The sequence below is a fragment of the Modestobacter sp. VKM Ac-2978 genome (genome assembly GCF_026968025.1).
Classification (GTDB): Bacteria; Actinomycetota; Actinomycetes; order Mycobacteriales; family Geodermatophilaceae; genus Modestobacter.
Map to the genome: position 1 here is coordinate 68,471 of NZ_JAPVBP010000012.1, position 17,384 is coordinate 85,854.

The 17,384-nt window shown below is 73.4% G+C and carries 18 protein-coding genes; 11 read left to right on the top strand and 7 right to left on the bottom strand.

Going from position 1 to position 17,384, the window contains the following annotated elements:
- The first annotated feature begins 10 nt into the window (after window positions 1-10).
- Window positions 11-667 (top strand): antibiotic biosynthesis monooxygenase, encoded by a 657-nt coding sequence (locus tag O2W53_RS23150; protein WP_269165406.1) that lies wholly within the window; start codon window positions 11-13, stop codon window positions 665-667.
- Window positions 668-673: 6 nt separating this feature from the next.
- Here the strand turns inward: O2W53_RS23150 and O2W53_RS23155 are convergent, their stop codons facing one another.
- Together O2W53_RS23155 and O2W53_RS23160 are read right to left on the bottom strand one after the other, a co-directional pair.
- Window positions 674-1,345 (bottom strand): response regulator, encoded by a 672-nt coding sequence (locus tag O2W53_RS23155; RefSeq protein ID WP_269165407.1) that lies wholly within the window; start codon window positions 1,343-1,345, stop codon window positions 674-676.
- Complete coding sequence (locus tag O2W53_RS23160; protein ID WP_269165408.1) at window positions 1,342-2,637, bottom strand: histidine kinase; 1,296 nt, start codon at window positions 2,635-2,637, stop codon at window positions 1,342-1,344. Before O2W53_RS23160 ends, O2W53_RS23155 begins: the two co-directional genes overlap by 4 nt.
- Window positions 2,638-2,775: 138 nt before the next feature.
- Between O2W53_RS23160 and O2W53_RS23165 the strand changes: the two genes are divergently transcribed.
- The 3 genes from O2W53_RS23165 to O2W53_RS23175 all read left to right on the top strand — a co-directional run bounded on the left by O2W53_RS23165 (window position 2,776) and on the right by O2W53_RS23175 (window position 4,944).
- A complete protein-coding gene (locus tag O2W53_RS23165) occupies window positions 2,776-3,681 on the top strand; it encodes an ABC transporter ATP-binding protein (RefSeq protein WP_269165409.1) in 906 nt (301 codons plus the stop codon).
- Window positions 3,678-4,463, top strand: coding sequence for a hypothetical protein (locus O2W53_RS23170; RefSeq protein WP_269165410.1), 786 nt, complete (start codon window positions 3,678-3,680; stop codon window positions 4,461-4,463). Before O2W53_RS23165 ends, O2W53_RS23170 begins: the two co-directional genes overlap by 4 nt.
- A 97-nt stretch (window positions 4,464-4,560) precedes the next feature.
- Window positions 4,561-4,944 carry a VOC family protein gene (locus O2W53_RS23175; RefSeq protein ID WP_269165411.1) on the top strand — a complete coding sequence of 128 codons (384 nt, stop codon included), beginning with the start codon at window positions 4,561-4,563 and terminating at the stop codon, window positions 4,942-4,944.
- Between the two features lie 27 nt (window positions 4,945-4,971).
- On the opposite strand, the gene O2W53_RS23180 is transcribed toward O2W53_RS23175, so the two are convergent.
- Window positions 4,972-6,762, bottom strand: coding sequence for a glycoside hydrolase family 15 protein (locus O2W53_RS23180; RefSeq protein ID WP_269165412.1), 1,791 nt, complete (start codon window positions 6,760-6,762; stop codon window positions 4,972-4,974).
- A gap of 332 nt (window positions 6,763-7,094) precedes the next feature.
- On the opposite strand from O2W53_RS23180, the gene O2W53_RS23185 reads away from it, so the two are divergent.
- From O2W53_RS23185 to O2W53_RS23195, 3 genes are all read left to right on the top strand, one after another.
- On the top strand, window positions 7,095-7,649 hold the full coding sequence (locus O2W53_RS23185; RefSeq protein ID WP_269165413.1) for an isochorismatase family protein: 555 nt from the start codon (window positions 7,095-7,097) through the stop codon (window positions 7,647-7,649).
- 68 nt (window positions 7,650-7,717) lie between these two features.
- Complete coding sequence (locus tag O2W53_RS23190; protein WP_269165414.1) at window positions 7,718-8,563, top strand: ArsR/SmtB family transcription factor; 846 nt, start codon at window positions 7,718-7,720, stop codon at window positions 8,561-8,563.
- 8 nt (window positions 8,564-8,571) lie between these two features.
- A complete protein-coding gene (locus O2W53_RS23195) occupies window positions 8,572-9,183 on the top strand; it encodes a maleylpyruvate isomerase family mycothiol-dependent enzyme (RefSeq protein ID WP_269165416.1) in 612 nt (203 codons plus the stop codon).
- 631 nt (window positions 9,184-9,814) lie between these two features.
- On the opposite strand, the gene O2W53_RS23200 is transcribed toward O2W53_RS23195, so the two are convergent.
- Window positions 9,815-10,213: a hypothetical protein gene (locus O2W53_RS23200; protein ID WP_269165417.1), complete on the bottom strand. Its 399-nt coding sequence runs from the start codon at window positions 10,211-10,213 to the stop codon at window positions 9,815-9,817.
- Between the two features lie 128 nt (window positions 10,214-10,341).
- On the opposite strand from O2W53_RS23200, the gene O2W53_RS23205 reads away from it, so the two are divergent.
- The 4 genes from O2W53_RS23205 to O2W53_RS23220 all read left to right on the top strand — a co-directional run bounded on the left by O2W53_RS23205 (window position 10,342) and on the right by O2W53_RS23220 (window position 13,888).
- Window positions 10,342-11,118: a glycerophosphodiester phosphodiesterase gene (locus O2W53_RS23205; protein ID WP_269165418.1), complete on the top strand. Its 777-nt coding sequence runs from the start codon at window positions 10,342-10,344 to the stop codon at window positions 11,116-11,118.
- A gap of 103 nt (window positions 11,119-11,221) precedes the next feature.
- A complete protein-coding gene (locus tag O2W53_RS23210) occupies window positions 11,222-12,595 on the top strand; it encodes an MFS transporter (protein ID WP_269165419.1) in 1,374 nt (457 codons plus the stop codon).
- Entirely contained in the window at window positions 12,592-13,359 is a 768-nt protein-coding gene (locus O2W53_RS23215) for a thymidine kinase (RefSeq protein ID WP_269165420.1), read from the top strand. Before O2W53_RS23210 ends, O2W53_RS23215 begins: the two co-directional genes overlap by 4 nt.
- Window positions 13,360-13,543: 184 nt before the next feature.
- The gene (locus O2W53_RS23220) at window positions 13,544-13,888 is read left to right on the top strand and encodes an RNA polymerase-binding protein RbpA (RefSeq protein ID WP_036332628.1); all 345 of its coding nucleotides are present in this window, start codon (window positions 13,544-13,546) and stop codon (window positions 13,886-13,888) included.
- 91 nt (window positions 13,889-13,979) lie between these two features.
- Here the strand turns inward: O2W53_RS23220 and O2W53_RS23225 are convergent, their stop codons facing one another.
- From O2W53_RS23225 to lnt, 3 genes are read right to left on the bottom strand one after another with little or no spacing between them, the layout of a single operon-like run.
- Entirely contained in the window at window positions 13,980-14,507 is a 528-nt protein-coding gene (locus O2W53_RS23225; RefSeq protein ID WP_269165421.1) for an FxsA family protein, read from the bottom strand.
- Window positions 14,508-14,543: 36 nt separating this feature from the next.
- A complete protein-coding gene (locus tag O2W53_RS23230) occupies window positions 14,544-15,347 on the bottom strand; it encodes a polyprenol monophosphomannose synthase (RefSeq protein WP_269165422.1) in 804 nt (267 codons plus the stop codon).
- Complete coding sequence (lnt, locus tag O2W53_RS23235) at window positions 15,344-16,972, bottom strand: apolipoprotein N-acyltransferase (RefSeq protein ID WP_269165423.1); 1,629 nt, start codon at window positions 16,970-16,972, stop codon at window positions 15,344-15,346. The genes O2W53_RS23230 and lnt overlap by 4 nt, the downstream gene beginning before the upstream one ends.
- Window positions 16,973-17,384 lie beyond the last annotated feature (412 nt).

The following is a 17,384-nucleotide window of genomic DNA, read 5'->3' on the forward strand; positions in this document are numbered from 1 at the left end:
TGCTGTGGTCATGGAGAGCACTGTCCCGGTGCCGGCGCTCGCGGAGACCCCGCAGCTGCCGGTGACCGTCTCCTTCACCCGGCGGGCCGACCCGGCCCACACGGTGGAGATGACCGCCTGGATCCGGGCGGGACTGACGATGGCCGAGAACTTGCCCGGGTTCCTCGGCGGTGGCTGGGTCCGCCCACGCCACGACGCCGACGAGTGGCACATGCTGTGCCGCTTCGACTCACCGGCGACGATGGCGGCCTGGGAGGCCAGCCCGGAGCGACGCTGGTGGCTGGGGTCGGCCCAGGGGCTGGCCGAGGTCACCCGCACCGAGCGGCGCACCGGCATCGAGGGCTGGTTCGACGCGCCGGCCGACGCGGCGACGGAGGTGCCCGCGTCCCTCGCGCCACCGCGGTGGAAGCAGGCGGTCACCATCTGGCTGGTCTTCTTCCCGCTCAACCTGCTGGCCACGGTCACCCTGGGTGCGCTGCTCACCGAGGTCCACGTCGTCCTCCGGGTGGCGGTGATGACGCTGACCCTCACCCCGGTGATGACCTACCTGCTGCTGCCCTGGATGACCCGGCGGCTGGGGTGGTGGCTCCGGAAGGACCCCGTCCCCCTCACCCCTCGCAAGCTCGGGGCGAGCCTCCGGACGGGGCCGAACTGGCGCGACCGCTGACCGGCGTCAGACGAGGTCGGCGTCGTGGGTGAGCAGGGCGATCTGGACCCGGTTGGCGACGTCCAGCTTGACCAGCAACCGGGAGACGTGCGCCTTCACCGTGGCCACGCTGAGGTACAGCTCCGCGCCGATCTGGGCGTTGGACAGCCCGCGCCCGACGGCGAGCGCCACCTCCTGCTCCCGGTCGCTGAGCAGGGCGAGCCGTGTCCGGGCACGGGTCTGCCGGTCCGCGACCGGGCCGGCCGGCTGGACCGCCGAGACGTGCGCGATGAGCTGACGGGTCACGGTGGGGGAGAGCATCGGCTCGCCGGCCGCCACCCGGCGCACGGCCTCCAGGATCGCGACCGGTGGGGTGTCCTTGAGCAGGAACCCGCTGGCCCCCGCGCGCAGCGCCCGGAGCACCTGGTCGTCGGCGTCGAAGGTGGTCAGCACGATGACCTCGGGGGCATCCGGCCGAGCCTGCAGCAGCTCGGTGGCCGTCAGCCCGTCGGTGCGCGGCATCCGGATGTCCATCAGGACGACGTCCGGGGTGCTGGCCGCCACGGCGGCCGGCACCTCGTCGCCGTCGGTGGCCTCGCCGACGAGCTCCAGGTCCACTGCCCCGCCGAGCACCATGGCCAGCGCCGCGCGCACCAGCGGGTCGTCGTCCACGACGAGGACCCGGACCGGTTCCCTCACGCCGGCTCCGGCCAGGGCAGCTCGGCGCGCAGCCGGAACTCCCCGTCGGGTGTCCAGCCGTGCTCCAGGTGCCCACCGCCCAGGCTGACCCGCTCCAGCAGGCCCACCAGCCCGGTGCCGGCGCTGGGCAGCGGCGCGGAGTGCTCCCCGCCGGCCGGCGGCGGGTTGCGCACCTCCACGGTGAGGCCCGTGCCCGGGCCCCCGGAGACGACGACGGCGGCCACCGTGCCCGGCGCGTGCTTGCGCACGTTGGTCAGGCCCTCCTGGACGACGCGGTAGGCGTTGCGCCCGGTGGCCGCCGGGGCCGAGCCGAGCTCGGGCACCCGGTACTCGGCCCGCACCCGGACCCCGGCCCGCCGGCACTCCTCGATCAGCGCGGGCAGGTCGGCCAGCCTCGGCTGCGGGCGGGTGCTCGGGTCGCCGTCCCCGCCGTCGCGGAGCACCCCGATGACCTCCCGGAGGTCCTCCAGCGCCTGCCGGGCACTGGCCCGGACCACGCCGGCGGCCTGGGCGACCTCGGCCGCGGGGGCATCGGGGCGGAACTCCAGCGCCCCGGCGTGCATGCTCAGCAGGGACAGCCGGTGGGCCAGCACGTCGTGCATCTCACGGGCGATCCGGGTGCGCTCCAGGTGCCGGGCCTGTTCCACCCGCAGCTGCTGCTCGTCCTCCGCGCGCACCGCGCGCTCACGCAGCTGCATCACCAGCTGGCGGCGGGCACGCACGAACAGACCAGAGGCCACCACGGCGGCGAGCAACACGACGCCGAACCCGAGGAACAGCGGCAACGGCATGCCCTCGGTCGGCCGCAGCAGGCAGTAGGCGACGAAGGACACGACGTTCAACCCGGCCAGGACCAAGACCGCCGGGAGCCGGCGGTGCACGGCGACCGTGAAGAGCGCGATCAGCACCGCCGCGCCGCTCATGTCGGAGAAGCTGCCGATCACCGCCAGCGCCACGGCGACGCCGACCGGCCACCGGCGCCGCCACCACAACAGCAGGCAACCGATGGACCCGGCCAGGACGTCGGCAGCGATCAGCGCATCGGGGTGCGGGCCGGGTTCGCTCAGGGTGATGCCCACGACGACCATGCCGAAGGCGATGGAGAAGAGGAACGCCGCGACGTCGACCGCCCAGTCACGGACCGAGCGGCGGACCCGGCGGCGCCCGCCCGTGCCGGACGTGGTGTCCGGGCTCCGCTCGGGCGCAGCACCCGGGTCGCCCAGCAGCTGGGCCGGCACCAGCGAGGGGTGTTCCACGCCGGGGGCGGACCCCGGTCCCGTCGCCACGCTCACAGGAGGAGGCTACGGACGACCGTCGGTCCCTGGAACAGACCAAGGTCTACGTCTGCGGCGCCGGGAGCCGGGGAGCGCGGGTGATCACCTACTTCTGGCCGATGCGCGGAGCCGGTCGGACGGAGCAGGGTCTGCACCATGATCACGATCGAACACCTGACGAAGGCGTACGGCGGGCAGCTCGCCGTCGCCGACGTCTCCTTCTCCTGTCCGCCGGGCACCGTCACCGGCTTCCTCGGCCCCAACGGTGCCGGCAAGTCGACCACAATGCGCGCACTGGTCGGGTTGGCCGAGCCGACCAGCGGCACCGCGACCGTCGGCGGGCGCCGGTACCGCGACCTGCCCAACGCCGGCCGTTCGGTGGGCGTGCTGCTCGACGCCGGCGCCCAGCACGGTGGGCGCACCGGGCGGGAGGTGCTCACCCTGGCCTCCCGGGTCCTCGGCGTCGACCGGCGCCGGGTGGACGAGGCGCTGGAGCGGGTCGGCCTGGCCGGGCGGCCGGCCCGCAAGCGCGTCGGCCAGTACTCACTCGGGATGCGGCAGCGGCTGGGCCTGGCGACCGCGCTGCTCGGCGACCCGCAGGTGCTGGTGCTCGACGAGCCGGCGAACGGGCTGGACCCGGAGGGCATCTTCTGGATGCGCGGGCTGCTGCGCGACTTCGCCGACCGCGGCGGCACCGTGCTCCTCTCCTCCCACCTGCTGCACGAGGTGGAGGCGGTCGCCGACCAGCTGGTGGTCATCTCCGGCGGGCGGATCGTCGCGCAGGGCAGCAAGTCCGAGCTGCTGGCCGGCACCGGCGGCACCCTGGTGCGCGGTCCGGACCGGGCCCTGCTGGCCAAGGCGCTGGAGGCGGCCGGCATCGGCGTCTCAGCCGGACCGGACGACGCCCTGGTGGCCGACGCCGAGGCCCTCGCCGTCGGGCAGGCGGTGGCCGCGGCGGGCGTCGTGCTCACCGAACTGCGGGCCGCCGGGGGAGCGGGGCTGGAGGACCTCTTCCGTTCCCTCACCGGTTCCGACCACGAGGTCCAGGAGGTGCAGGCATGAGCACCGCGACCCTCACGCCCGACCAGCCGCGGACGCTGGCGGACCACCCGGCGCCGTCCCTGCTCCAGCTGGTGCGGGTGGAGCTGCGCAAGTCCTACGACACCCGCGCCGGCCGGTGGCTGCTGATCGTCATCGGCGTGGCTGTGCTCGGCGTCGTCGCGCTGTCCCTGTTCGTCGAGGACGTGCCCAAGACGTTCACCGACCACTTCGGCCTCACCCAGCTGCCGATCAGCATCCTGCTGCCGGTCCTGGGCATCCTCCTGGTCACCAGTGAGTGGTCGCAGCGCACCGCGATGACGACGTTCACCCTCGTGCCCCGACGGTCCCGGGTGCTCGTCGCCAAGGTGCTCGCGGCCACCGTGCTGGCGGTGCTCGGGGTGGTCGTCGCGGCCCTGGCCTCCGTGCTCGCGACGGTGCTGACCCCGGTCTTCTCCGACGCGGAGCGGGACTGGGACATCACCGCCGCGCTGGTCGGTCAGGTGCTCGTCGTCCAGGTGGTGACGGTGCTGGCCGGTGTCGCGTTCGGCATGCTGCTGCTCAGCTCGCCCCTGGCGATCGTCCTGTACTTCGTGCTGCCGACGGTGTTCAACATCCTGGTCAACCTGATCGCCGCGCTGGACTGGGTGCGGGACTGGCTGGACCTGTCGACGACCTCGATGCCGTTGTTCGAGGACGGGCTGGACGCGCAGGGCTGGCTGCAGTTCGGCACCTCGGCGGCGCTGTGGGTGGCGTTGCCGATGCTGCTCGGCTGGCTGCGCATCCTGCGGACCGAGGTCGCCTGATCCCCACCGGTCCGACCCGCCGCCCGTGCTCGCGGGCGGCGGGTCAGCCCCGTCCGGGTCCTGGACGCGCGCCGTCGGCGCAGGCCAGGCTGGGCGGATGCGATCCCGACAGGCCGGCATGTGGTGGGGAGCGGCGATCGAGGCGCCCGACCCGGCGGCGCTCGCCCGGTTCTACGCCGAGCTGCTGGAGTGGCCGATCGGGCACGAGGAACCCGGGACGACGGTGCTGGCCGCCCCTGGCGGCGCGGTCTTCGTGGTCTTCCAGCAGGCCGACGACTACCGGCCGCCGGTGTGGCCGCCGGCCGTGGGGGAGCAGCGGCCGATGATGCACCTCGACGTCCAGGTCGGGGACCTCGACGACGCGGTGGCCGAGGCGGTGGCCCTGGGCGCCACGCTCGCCCAGGACCAGCCGCAGCCGCACGTCCGGGTGTTGCTCGACCCGGCCGGGCACCCGTTCTGCCTGGTCCAGGACGACGGGTGACCGAGCCGAGCCGCGGGCCCGGTCCGCTCAGGCGTGCTCGCCGGGCATCCGCACCTGCCCGCTGAGGTGTCGCGCGGTGTTGACCAGGCCGACGTGGCTGAACGCCTGCGGGGTGTTGCCCAGGTGCCGGCCGGTCCGCGGGTCGTACTCCTCGCTCATCAGCCCGAGGTCGTTGCCCAGGCCCAGGAGCCGCTCGAACAGCTCCCGGGCCTCGGTGGTGCGGCCGATGCCGTTGAGCGCGTCGGCGAGCCAGAAGCTGCACAGCAGGAACGGCGCCTCCTCACCCGGCAGTCCGTCGACCCGGCCGTCGGCGTGGGTGTGGTAGCGGAGCAGGAAGCCGTCGGAGGTGAGCTCGCGCTGCACCGCCTCCACGGTGCCCACGACCCGCTCGTCGTCCCAGGGCAGGAAGCCCACCTGGGGGATGAGCAGCAGCGCCGCGTCCAGCCCCTCGGAGCCGTAGAACTGGGTGAACGTCCGGCGCTCGGCGTCGTAGCCCCGGGCGCAGACGTCGTCGTGGATCCGCTGACGCAGGTCCCGCCAGCGCTCGACCGGCCCGTCCAGCCCGTGCCGCTCCACCGCCTCGATCGCGCCGTTGACGCCGGCCCAGGCCAGCACCTTGGAGTGCACGAAGTGGCGCGGCTCGCCGCGGACCTCCCAGAGGCTGTTGTCCGGGGTGTCCCAGACGCCCGCCAGGAACGCCAGCAGCTCCTTCTGCACCGCCCAGGCGTCCGCGGTGGGGGAGAGGCCTGACTCGCGGGCCAGGTGCAGCCCGTCGAGCGTCTCGCCCCAGACGTCGAGCTGGAACTGCCCGGCTGCGGCGTTGCCCACCCGCACCGGGGCCGAGCCCTCATAGCCCGGGAGCCACGGCAGCTCGTACTCCGGGATCCGGCGGGAGCCGTCCAGCGCGTACATGATCCGCAGGTCGGCGGGGTCACCGGCGACGGCGCGGAGCAGCCAGTCCCGCCAGGCCCGTGCCTCCTCGAGGTACCCCGTGCCGAGCAGGGCCTGCAGGGTGAACGTCGCGTCGCGCAGCCAGCAGTACCGGTAGTCCCAGTTGCGGCTGCCGCCGAGCTCCTCGGGCAGGGAGGTGGTCGCGGCGGCGACGATCCCCCCGGTGGGCCGATACGTCAGCGCCTTGAGGGTGATCAGCGAGCGGCGGACCGCCGGCCCCCACTCCCCGTCGTAGCTGCAGTGACCGATCCACTCGGCCCAAAACTCCTCGGTGCTCGTCAGCGCCTCCTCGGCATCGACCGGCTTCGGCTGAGGCAGGTGCGAGGCGTGGTGGGTGAGCACGAACGGGACCCGCTCACCAGCGGCGACCTCGAACTCGGCCGCGGTGGTGTGGTCCTGTCCGTGCAGGTGGACCGGCGTGGTGAGCGAGACGGCGTCCGGGCCGGCGACGGCGACCAGGTCGCCGTCCACCGAACGCACCCAGGGCACCAGGTGGCCGTAGTCGAACCGGAGCACCAGGTCCAGCCGCATCGGCACCTGGCCGGACACGCCCTCGACGATGCGGACGACATCGGGGCTCTCGCCCCGTGGCGGCATGAAGTCGATGACCCGGACCGTCCCGGTCGGGGTCTCCCACTCGGTCTCCAGCACCAGGGAGTCACCCCGGTACTGCCGGCTGGTGCAGGTGCCGGCTCCGGCCGGCGCGAGCTGCCACCGGCCGTTGCGCTCGTCGCCCAGCAGCGCGGCGAAGCAGGCAGCGGAGTCGAAGGACGGCAGGCACAGCCAGTCGATCGAGCCGTCCTTGCCGACCAGCGCAGCGGTCTGCAGGTCCCCGATCAGTCCGTAGTCCTCGATCCTGCTCGGCACGGGTGGTTCCTCTCGAGTGGGTCGACCGCGGGCCAGCCGCGGGTGGCACGTGAAAGGCGCCCTGCGCCCCCTACCGACCAGCCTCTCGGCGCAAACCCCTCACTCACTCGTTCGACCGTTATCCCCAACGAACAGGTTTTTTAGAACAAGGAAGGACCAGCTCCAACAGGGGAGGGGGTCGACCCGGTCCCTGGCCGGGCGGGCAGGGACCGGGTCGACCATCGGGCTGGACGTGTGCGTTTCCACCCGGCGTCGAACGGGGCCTTCCTGTCGGTGGTCCGGTCTAGCCTTCCCGCTGTCGCACGAGCCGCTGACCAGCAGGGGAGACCGCCATGAGCACGCTGCCCGACCGCCCGCACACCGCACTCATCGTCATCGACGTCCAGCAGGGCGTGGTGGGGGAGGCGCCCCGCCGGGACGAGGTCGTCGGCAACATCGACGCCCTGGTCGAGAAGGCGCGCGGCGACGGGGTGCCGGTCGTCTGGGTGCAGCACTCCGACGAGGAACTGGTGCGGGGGAGTGACGAGTGGCAGTACGTCCCCGAGCTGGTGCGGGCGCAGTCCGAGCCGTTGGTGCACAAGTCCTACGGCGACTCGTTCGAGGGCACCGACCTCGAGGACGTGCTGGCCGACCTCCACGTGGGCCGCCTGGTCGTGGCGGGTGCAGAGTCCGATGCCTGCATCCGGTCGACGATCCACGGGGCCTTCACCCGGGGCTACGACGTCACGCTCGTCGGCGATGCCCACACCGCCGGCGACAAGAGCGCCTGGGGTGCGCCGCCCGCGGAGCAGGTCATCGCGCACACGAACCTCTACTGGCAGTTCCAGGCAGCGCCCGGTCGCACGGCCGGGGTGGTGGACACGCAGGACGTGACCTTCTCCGGCTGACGGGGTCGCGTTCGACCGCTGCTACGAGCCGTTGACACGTGCAGGCAAATACCTGCATGATCCTGGGCATGGACGCCGAGTCGAGCGGGATGGACGCCGTCTTCAAGGCGCTTGCCGACCCGACCCGACGGCTGCTGCTCGACCGGCTGCGGGAGCGGAACGGCCAGACCCTCGGTGAGCTCTGTACGCACCTGGGCATGGCCCGGCAGTCGGCGACCCAGCACCTCGACGTCCTGCACCGCGCCAACCTCGTCACCGTCGTCCGGCGGGGTCGGGAACGGCTGCACCACCTCAACCCGGTGCCGATCCACCAGGTCCAGGAGCGTTGGATCTCGGCCTTCGACCGGCCCCGGCTCTCCGTCATCAGCGCGATCACGCAGCAGGCAGAGGAGCAGGCCATGGCCACCAGCACGAGCACACCCAGAGTTCCCGACTACGTCTACGTCACCTACATCCGCGCGAGCGCCGAGCAGGTGTGGCACGCGTTGACCGACGCGGACCTGACCGCCCGGTACTGGGGGCACGCCAACGTGTCCGACTGGCAGACCGGGTCGACCTGGGAGCACCGGCGCACCGACGGGTCGGAGAAGGTGGACGTCGCCGGGCGGGTACTCGAGTCGGTGCCCTCGACCCGGCTGGTGATCACGTTCCAGGAGTCGGCGGCGGACGGCGACGAGGACCCGGTGGGGGAGCCGTCGGTCGTGACCTTCTCGGTCGAGCCGCACGAGGGCATCGTCCGGCTCACCGTCACCCACGAGCGTCTCGCGGACCAGGCCAGCCACGACGGTGTCTCGCACGGGTGGCCCGCCGTGCTGGCCAACCTCAAGTCGCTCCTGGAGACGGGCGAGGTGCTGCCGGCCGAGCCGTGGCAGATGACGCCGGTGCGTGGCGCTCGTGCACACGCGGACGCCTGAGCGACGTCATGACCGAGCTGAGCCGGAGTCCACTCGGAGTGGACGTGGCGCTGGCGGCCCGAGCCGGTCGCTACGCCCTGGATGAGATCGGGGCGCTGGCCATCGCTGACCTGGACCGGCCGACGCCCTGTGCCGACTGGGACGTCCGGTCCGTGGTGGCGCACCTGGCGGACGTTGCCGGTGCCCTCGCCGGCCTGCTCGCCACCGGTCGGCTGACCATGCCTCAGTCGCCGGCGCGGCCCGTCGATGGCCCGATGGTCGGCGCCCAGCGGCGGGTCCAGCAGCTGCTCGACCAGTTGCATGCAGCCGGTGAGCAGGGGAGCCACGGCCGCCCGGCGCCATGGGCGACCGAGGCCGCCCATGGTGCCGCCATCGAGTTCACCGCCCACGGCTGGGACGTCGCCGCCGCACGGGGCCGGGCGCAGCAGTTGCCGGCGGACCTCGCTGAGGACGTGCTGACCCTGGTCAGTGGACTGCTCGACGACTCGGCCCGTGGGACGTCGTTCGCCGCCCAGGTGATCTCCGGACCGGACGCGTCACCGGTGGAGCGCTTGGTCGCCTTCACGGGGCGAGACCCGGCGCCATGGATCCGGTCGGGGCCTCTCATCTCCACTACTTGACATAATGTCGATTATCGGCGCACAGGAAGAGGCTGGTTGGAGGGCGACGCTGAGCCAGCTGACTGGTCCGGAGACGCAGCATGCGACGGCACGTCGTCACCACGGCGCCGACCACGTGACCGGCGCCGAGCCTCATGGGTGCACGTCCGGTCTCTGCGCGACCTGGTCGGCATCCTGAGGCGTGCTGCACGAGTCCGGCGCCGATGGTCGGAATGCCGTGTTGATCATCTCGAGGCTGCCGACGGATCGGACGATCTTGATGGGCTCTCAACATGGACATGGCGGACGTTGATCACCGTCATCGGCGGCCGCGACCACTCCAGACCCAACTCCCCTGGTCCCGCTGGCCAGATGTGAATACGTCACGCTGACGGAATGACGCTGCTGCCAGGGTCTCGGTCGGCCATGATCGCCAGTCCGCGTGATCGCACTGCCGGCAGTGACACCTGAGCTCTCGGTCGTCCTCGTCGCCCGGCCGGGCGACGGCTCGCTGAGCGAGGTGTCGGTGGCCCGAGGTGAGCGACGCCCGCTCGAGAACCTGGGGACCGCTCCCCCGGGACCGAGTGTGCTCACGTGATAAACGTCACTGTGACGCATTGACGGCCCACTCCTCGGCCGGCCGCCGGGTGGCTCAGCCGGCGGCCTTGCCGTTCAGCCAGAGCCGGTCCAGCCGACCGGTCGACCGCACCAGCTCGGCCAGGGACCGCTCGAGTTCGGCCTTGGTGGGCTTCTCAGTGAGGAGCGTCTGGACGTCCTCGATGGCGCAGCGCAGTTGGTACAGCCGGTCCTGGAGGCCGTCCAGCTCCGCCCGGGTCACCAGGACGACGTCCGCGGACAGTCCCGCCTTGGCCGTCGCCGACCGCTGCTCGTACGCCCGCTGCCGGCACGCCTGGCCGCAGTAGAGCCGGGGCCGGCCCACCGACTCCTGCGCCGGCAGGACGTTGCGGCACCAGCCGCAACGTCGCTCTTCGCCCTCGGGACGCCGCGTCCGAGGGACCAGACGGGCCTCGACGCCCTGCTCTACTGCCACGGCAGGGACGGTAGACGCACCGCCCGCCCGTCCGCCGTGGACACGCCCGAGGCCCGTCCCGGCGGGCGGGCGCACCGCGACCTGGACCACCTCCGAGACGCCACGGACCACCGCACTAGCGTGGGGGCGTGCCGGGCTCGCGTTACGCCTTCCTCGACGGGCCGACCCCGGTGGCGATGGCCCACCGCGGTGGGGCCATCGAGCACCTGGAGAACACCCAACCGGCCTTCGAAGCGTGTGTGAAGCTGGGCTACCGGTACATCGAGACCGACGTCCGGGTCACCTACGACGGCGAGCTCGTGGTCTTCCACGACCCCACGCTGGACCGGGTCACCGACCGCACCGGCCGGGTCGACACCCTGCCCTGGCGGGAGGTGAGCACGGCGCTGATCGGCGGCCGCGAGCCGATCATGCGGCTGGAGGACCTGCTGGGCGCCTGGCCGGACGTCCGGTTCAACCTCGACATCAAGGCCGCCGGCGTGCTGGCGCCGCTGGTGCACAGCATCCGGCGGCTGAACGTCGAGGACCGGATCTGCCTCGGTTCCTTCTCCGACGCCCGCATCGCCGCGGCGCGACGGCTCTTCGGCCCGGACGTCTGCACCTCGCTGGGGCCCAAGGGCGTCGCCGCGCTCCGGTTGTCCTCCTACTCCCCGCGCGCCGCGGGGCTGGTCCGGATCCAGGCGGGGTGCGCGCAGGTGCCGCTGGCCCTGGGCGGCCGCCCGCTGGTCGACGAGCGGTTCATCGCCGCGGCACACGCCCGGAGCCTGCAGGTCCACGTCTGGACCGTCGACAGCGAGGCGGATGCCACCGAGATGCTCGACCTGGGCGTCGACGGCGTGATGACCGACCGGCCGGCCATGCTCCGCGACCTGCTGGTGTCCCGGGGGCAGTGGACCGGCGCGTGAGCGTCGTCCACCAGGCGGCCGCGCACCGACCTGCCGTGCACGGCGCGCACGGGCAGCCGGGCCGGTGCTGGACCGCCGTCCCCGCGCCTGGCACCCTGCGCCGGTGAGCGCCGCCCCGCAGGTCCACCCAGCACCGCCGCCGCCCGACCGGGCGCTGCGCCGCGAGCGCGCCGGCTGGTACTCCTACGACTGGGCGATGTCGGTCTTCAACACCTCGGTGACGACCGTCTTCCTCGCGCCCTACCTCACCTCGATCGCCGAGGCGGCCGCCGACGCCGACGGCCGGATCCACCCGCTGGGCATCAGCGTCCCGCCGGGCAGCTGGTTCGGGTACGTGCTGTCGCTGTCGGTCGTGCTGCAGGTGCTCGTGCTGCCGATCACCGGGGCCATCGCCGACCGCAGCGGCGCCAAGCGCCAGCTGCTGGCCGCCTTCGCCGCCGTCGGCTCGCTCTGCACCATGTCGCTGTTCTTCGTCGCCGGTGAGCGCTACCTCCTGGGCGCTGCGCTGTTCATCGCGGCCAACCTCTCCTTCGGCGCGGCGACCGTCGTCTACTACTCCTGGCTGCCGGACCTGGCCGGGCCCGACGAGCGGGACGCGGTCTCCAGTCGCGGCTGGGCCTGCGGCTACCTGGGCGGGGCGCTGCTGCTGGCCGGCAACCTGGCGCTGTTCTCCCAGTACGAGGCGTTGGGCCTGACCGAGGGCGAGGCGGTGCGGATCTGCCTGGCCTCGGCCGGCATCTGGTGGGCCGGGTTCACCCTGGTCAGCGTCTCGCTGCTGCGCAACCGGCAGCCGCGCGAGTCCGCCGTGGCGGTGCCACCCGGGCAGGGGGCGCTCTCCGGTGGCTTCCGGCAGCTCGCCGCGACGCTGCGCGACCTGCGGCGGTACCGGCTCACCCTGTGGTTCCTCGGCGCCTACCTGCTGTTCAACGACGGTGTGCAGACGATCATCGGGGTGTCGGCGCAGTACGGCGCCGAGGAGCTCGACCTCGACCAGTCGACGCTGATCTCGGCGATCCTGCTGGTGCAGGTGGTCGCCTTCTTCGGCGCGATCGGGATGGGCCGGATCGCCATGGTGATCGGTGCCAAGCGCACGGTGCTGGGCAGCCTGGTGCTGTGGGTCGGCGTCCTGGTGGCGGCGTACTTCGTGCAGTCGGGCGCCGTCGTCCAGTTCTACCTGCTCGCCGTCTGCATCGGCTTCGTGCTCGGTGGCACCCAGGCGCTGTCCCGCTCGCTGTTCAGCCAGCTGATCCCGCCGGGCAAGGAGGCCGAGTACTTCGGCTTCTACGAGATCAGCGACCGTGGGACCAGCTGGCTCGGCCCGTTCCTGTTCGCCCTGACGTACCAGCTCACCGAGTCCTACCGGTACGCGATCTTCAGCCTCGTCTTCTTCTTCGTCGCCGGCGGCTGGCTGCTGGCCCGGCTGGACATGCGCCGCGCGATCGTCGAAGCCGGCAACACCCCTCCGGAGCGTCTGTGACCCCCACTCCCCCCGCCGGTCAGCTCGCCGCCCTCGACGCCTCGCTGGACGTCGTCCCGGCCGCCGGTGACCGACGTCGGCACCCGGCTCCCGCCCATCTGGTCTTCTTCCACGGACCGATGGACTGCGGGAAGTCCACCCTCGCCCTCCAGGTCGACCACAACCAGAGCCGGCAGGGCCGGCACGGGCTGCTGCTGACCCAGGGCGACCGCTCCGGCACCCCGCTGATCAGCTCCCGGGTCGGGCTGCAGCGGGCGGCGATCGAGCTGGACGCCGACACCGACGTCCGGCTGCTGGTGCGCGACCGCTGGGCCGCCGGGCAGCGGGTCGACTACCTGATCGTCGACGAGGCGCAGTTCCTCACCGGCGCCCAGGCCGAGCAGCTGGCCGAGCTGGTCGACGAGTCGCACGTCGACGTCTACGCGTTCGGGCTGACCACCGACTTCCGCACCCGGCTGTTCCCCGGCACCCAGCGGCTGTTCGAGCTGGCCGACGACGTCCAGCGGGTGCAGGTCGAGGTGCTCTGCTGGTGCGGCCTGCCCGGCCTGCTCAACGCCCGGGTGGTCGGTGGCGCCGTGGTGCGCGAGGGGGCCACGGTGGTGGTCGCTGACACCGCGCCGGCGCCGCAGCCGCCGGCGGCCGTCCCCGAGGTCGCGTCCGGTGGGGACTCCGCCGTCCGCTACCAGGTGCTGTGCCGGCGGCACTACTCCCGCGGTCAGCTGGGGCCGACGCCCACCGGACCGGGGCAGCTGGCGCTGCGCTGAGCTCACCCGTCAGGGTGGTTGAACGCTGAGACATCACCCCGTGCGATGATGTACGACTGACGACACGGAATCTCTTTCCTTCATCTGTCGTTGACCCCTGCGACACCCCGCACCGGATGCGTGAGCATGCGGCTGCCCGGGCAGTCCAGATCTGACCGACATCAGCACGAGAGGACGGTGTGCCATGGGCGAGCGTTCGCTTCGCGGGAGCCGACTGGGCAGCGTGAGCTATGAGACCGAGCGCAACACCGCGCCCATCGAGCGGCAGTACGCCGAGTACCGGTGTGCCCAGGGGCACCTCGTCACGGTGCCCTTCGCCGATGACGCCGAGCTCCCCGACACCTGGGAGTGCAAGTACGACGGTTCGGCCGCCAAGCTGGTCGGCGGCGCGGAGCCGGCCCCCAAGAAGGTCAAGCCGCCGCGTACGCACTGGGACATGCTCCTGGAGCGTCGTTCGGTCGACGACCTGGAGGAGGTCCTCGCCGAGCGGCTCGAGGTGCTCCGTGGTCGCCGGACCCGGGCGTCCTGAGCGTCTTCGACTCCAGCTCGCACTGAGCTGAGCTCGGCACGGCCCCGGTGGGAGTCCCCACCGGGGCCGTGCTGTGTCCGGGGGTGGGCCGTCAGGGGTCCGTGCGCTCCGGGGCGACCTCGCCCTCGATCACGCGGCTGGCCGGCCCGGCCCGGAACGGCTGGTCGGGGCCGGCGACCGGCTCGGTGCGGGTCGAGCGCACGTACACCGGGCCGCGCAGCCGATCCGGCAGTCGCCGCAGCAGGCCGCGGGTGATGAGCGCGCGGGGCAGGGCGCGGGTGGCCGGCAGCAGGCACAGCAGGCCCAGCAGGTCACCCAGGAAGCCGGGCAGCACCATCAGCAGCCCGCCCAGGGCGACCAGGCCGGCGTCGCCGAGGGCGCGACCGGGCGCCCGGTGCTCCTCGGCGCGCAGCCGCAGCTCCCCCAGCGCCTTGGTGCCCTGCCGGGCCAGCAGCGCCCAGCCCAGCGCGCTGGTGGCCAGGGTGGCGAGGATCGTCCAGCCCAGCCCGATCCAGGAGGCGACCAGGACGTAGACGACGACCTCGGCCAGGGCCCCCAACCCGATCGCCATCCGCAGCCCCGACGACCTGCGTCGTGGGGCGGTGTGGCTGGTGGCCATGCGTTCTCCCTCCGCCCGCGGGGCGGTGGGTCCTCCCTAGCGGAGGACCCTGGACCGCCGCCCGTCCCGGGCTCGTGCTGGCACGGGACGGGTCACCCGGCCCGGCAGCCGATCGGCCAGCCGGTCCAGGATGCCCCACCAGGTCACCCGTACCAGTGCTTCTCCAACGATCGAACCGCTCATCTTGCTCCGCCCGGCTGTGCGTTCGCTGAAGGCGATCGGCACCTCGACCACCCGGGCACCGGCCCGGACCGCCCGCCAGGCCCAGTCGACCTGGAAGCAGTAGCCCTGACTGGCGACCGTGTCGAAGGGCAGCCGGCGGACGAGCTCCATCCGGGCGGCCCGGAACCCGCCGGTGGCGTCGGCCAGCGGCAGCCGCAGCGCCCACCGGGTGTAGAGGTTGCCCAGCCGGGACAGCACCAGCCGGTGCGGCGGCCAGTCGAGCACCTCTCCCCCGGGCACGTACCGGGAGCCCAGCACCAGGTCGGCGTCGGCGAGGGCGGCCAGCAGCGCCGGGAGCCGCTCGGGCGGGTGGGAGCCGTCGGCGTCCATCTCGACCACCACCCCGTAGCCGTGCTCCTCGGCCCAGCGGAAGCCGGCGACGTAGGCCGGGCCCAGTCCCGCCTTGGCGGTGCGGTGCAGCACGTGCACCCGCTCGTCGGCCGCGGCCCGGGCGTCGGCCAGCTCGCCGGTGCCGTCGGGCGAGGCGTCGTCGACGACGAGAGCGTGCGCGGTCGGCACCGCCGCGTGCAGCCGGTCCAGGACCGCCGCCAGGTTCCCGACCTCCTCGTAGGTCGGGACCACCACGAGCACCGGCCCGGGGGCCGCCGGGCCGGTCACCGGCCGCGCTCGGCCCGGCGCCGGGCCAGGGCCGGGAACGCCACCGCCAGGACGGCGCCCACGCCCAGCGCCGTCAGCACCCACTCCGGGACAGCGCCCAGCCGTTCGGCGACGGTCGAGGAGTCCCGCTGGGCGATCTCCTCGACGAAGGTCTCGGCGGTGAACAGCTCCGAGCGCTGCACGAGGGACCCGTCCGGGGCGACGACGGCACTGATCCCGCTGGTCGCCGCGACCACGACCGTGCGGCCGTACTCGACGGCCCGCAGCCGGCTCATCGCCAGCTGCTGCGCGCTCTCGTCGGTGTAGCCGAAGGTCGCGTTGTTGGTCTGCACGACCAGCATCCCGGCGCCGGCATCGACCACGTCGGAGACCAGCCCGTCGTAGGCGACCTCGAAGCAGATGACGTCGCCGACCCGCGCCCCGCCGACGTCCAGGATGCCGACCTCGGTGCCGTGCACGAAGTCGGTGACCCGGTCGACGAGCGGGCTGAAGAACCGGAAGAACGGCCGGGCCGGCACGTACTCCGCCAGCGGCACGGGGTGCCGCTTGACGTAGGTGTCCCCCGGGCCGGTCACCGGGTCCCAGACGATGGCCGTGTTCGCCACGTACTCCCCCGGCAGCTGCACCACCGCGCCCACCAGGATCGGCGCGTCGATGGCGACCGCCGCGCGGGTGATGACCCGGGCGGCGTCGGCGTTGCTGTACGGGTCGATGTCGGAGCTGTTCTCCGGCCAGATGACCAGGTCGGGCTGCGCGGCCTCACCGCGCTCGACGGCTGCGGCCAGCTCGAGCGTCTGGTTCGCGTGGTTGTCCAGCACCGCCCGCCGCTGGGCGTTGAAGTCCAGCCCGGCCCGCGGCACGTTGCCCTGGATGACCGCCACCGTCCGGTCGGGCCCGCCCGCGGTCAGCGACGACCCCGCCAGCGGCAGCTCCGCCAGCACCCCGACCAGGGGGACGGCGAGCGCACCGACGAGCGCCAGGGCAGCCACCCGCCGTCCGGCTCGCCGCGCGGTGCCGGGCCGGCGGGTGGCCCGGTGCAGACCGACCAGGCCGGCGGCCAGCAGCGTGCCGGTCAGCGCGACCGCGAAGCCCACCAGCGGGACGCCGCCGTAGGCCGCCAGCGCCGTGAACGGCCCGTCGGCCTGGCTGAACCCGAGCCGCCCCCACGGGAACCCGCCCAGCGGCTGGCGGCCGCGCAGCGCCTCGGCGCCCACCCACAGCGCAGCCGCCCACAACGGCCAGGCCGGCAACCGGGAGGTGGCGGCCAGGGCGCCGCCGAGGAGGGCGAAGTACAGCGCCTCGAACACCGCCAGCGCCAGCCAGGGGAAGGCGCCGACGTAGATGCCGGTCCAGGACAGCAGGGGCACCAGGAAGACCAGGCCGAGCACCAGCCCCAGCCACGCCCCGCTGCGCGCCCGTTCGCCGCGGACGGCGAGGGCGAGGGCGGCCGGCCCGAGCACGGCCAGCCCGGACAGGTCGTGTCCGGGGAAGGCGAGGTACAGCGCCAGGCCACCGGCTGCGGCCACGCCGGTGCGCCAGGGCCACCGGCGACGGGGGGCCGGGGGCTCCACCGGGGTGCTCGAGGTGGCTGACTCCACCGTGCCGGTCGCCACCACTGCCGGCACCGCCGCCTTCGCGCTGGCCCGGGTCGGACCCGGGACGCCTCGGACCCGGCGTGCTGCGCGGACCCGGTCGTGGCACGGACGCCGCGACCACGTCCAGCATCCCACTCCTGGCGGTGCGACCGCCGCAGCTCTCCCCGCCCGGCGTCCGTCCCCGGGGCACCCCGCGCCTTCGGGCCGGGACACCGGCCGCTGGCTGCGGCCGCTGCTCCGTTGTCTGGTGACGCGGGGCCCCGCCGGAGCGGACGTCGGGAGTGGGACGTGCACCCTCGGGTCCGCGGCTCCCCCTCGGCCTGGCGGGGACACGCAGCCGGCGACGCGAGGTGCGTCACCGCACTGCGTCACCGAGGGACGAGCGCGCGACTGTGCCGAGGGGGAAGCACACCCCGGTCTCCCGGGATGGGGCGACCCCGAC

What these genes read in the sequence shown, in the direction of transcription:
- O2W53_RS23150 (WP_269165406.1), top strand. Translation starts at nt 11, where the DNA reads ATGGAGAGCACTGTCCCGGTGCCGGCGCTCGCGGAGACCCCGCAGCTG.
- O2W53_RS23165 (WP_269165409.1), top strand. Translation starts at nt 2,776, where the DNA reads ATGATCACGATCGAACACCTGACGAAGGCGTACGGCGGGCAGCTCGCC.
- O2W53_RS23170 (WP_269165410.1), top strand. Translation starts at nt 3,678, where the DNA reads ATGAGCACCGCGACCCTCACGCCCGACCAGCCGCGGACGCTGGCGGAC.
- O2W53_RS23175 (WP_269165411.1), top strand. Translation starts at nt 4,561, where the DNA reads ATGCGATCCCGACAGGCCGGCATGTGGTGGGGAGCGGCGATCGAGGCG.
- O2W53_RS23185 (WP_269165413.1), top strand. Translation starts at nt 7,095, where the DNA reads ATGAGCACGCTGCCCGACCGCCCGCACACCGCACTCATCGTCATCGAC.
- O2W53_RS23190 (WP_269165414.1), top strand. Translation starts at nt 7,718, where the DNA reads ATGGACGCCGAGTCGAGCGGGATGGACGCCGTCTTCAAGGCGCTTGCC.
- O2W53_RS23195 (WP_269165416.1), top strand. Translation starts at nt 8,572, where the DNA reads ATGACCGAGCTGAGCCGGAGTCCACTCGGAGTGGACGTGGCGCTGGCG.
- O2W53_RS23220 (WP_036332628.1), top strand. Translation starts at nt 13,544, where the DNA reads ATGGGCGAGCGTTCGCTTCGCGGGAGCCGACTGGGCAGCGTGAGCTAT.
- O2W53_RS23225 (WP_269165421.1), bottom strand. Translation starts at nt 14,507, where the DNA reads ATGGCCACCAGCCACACCGCCCCACGACGCAGGTCGTCGGGGCTGCGG.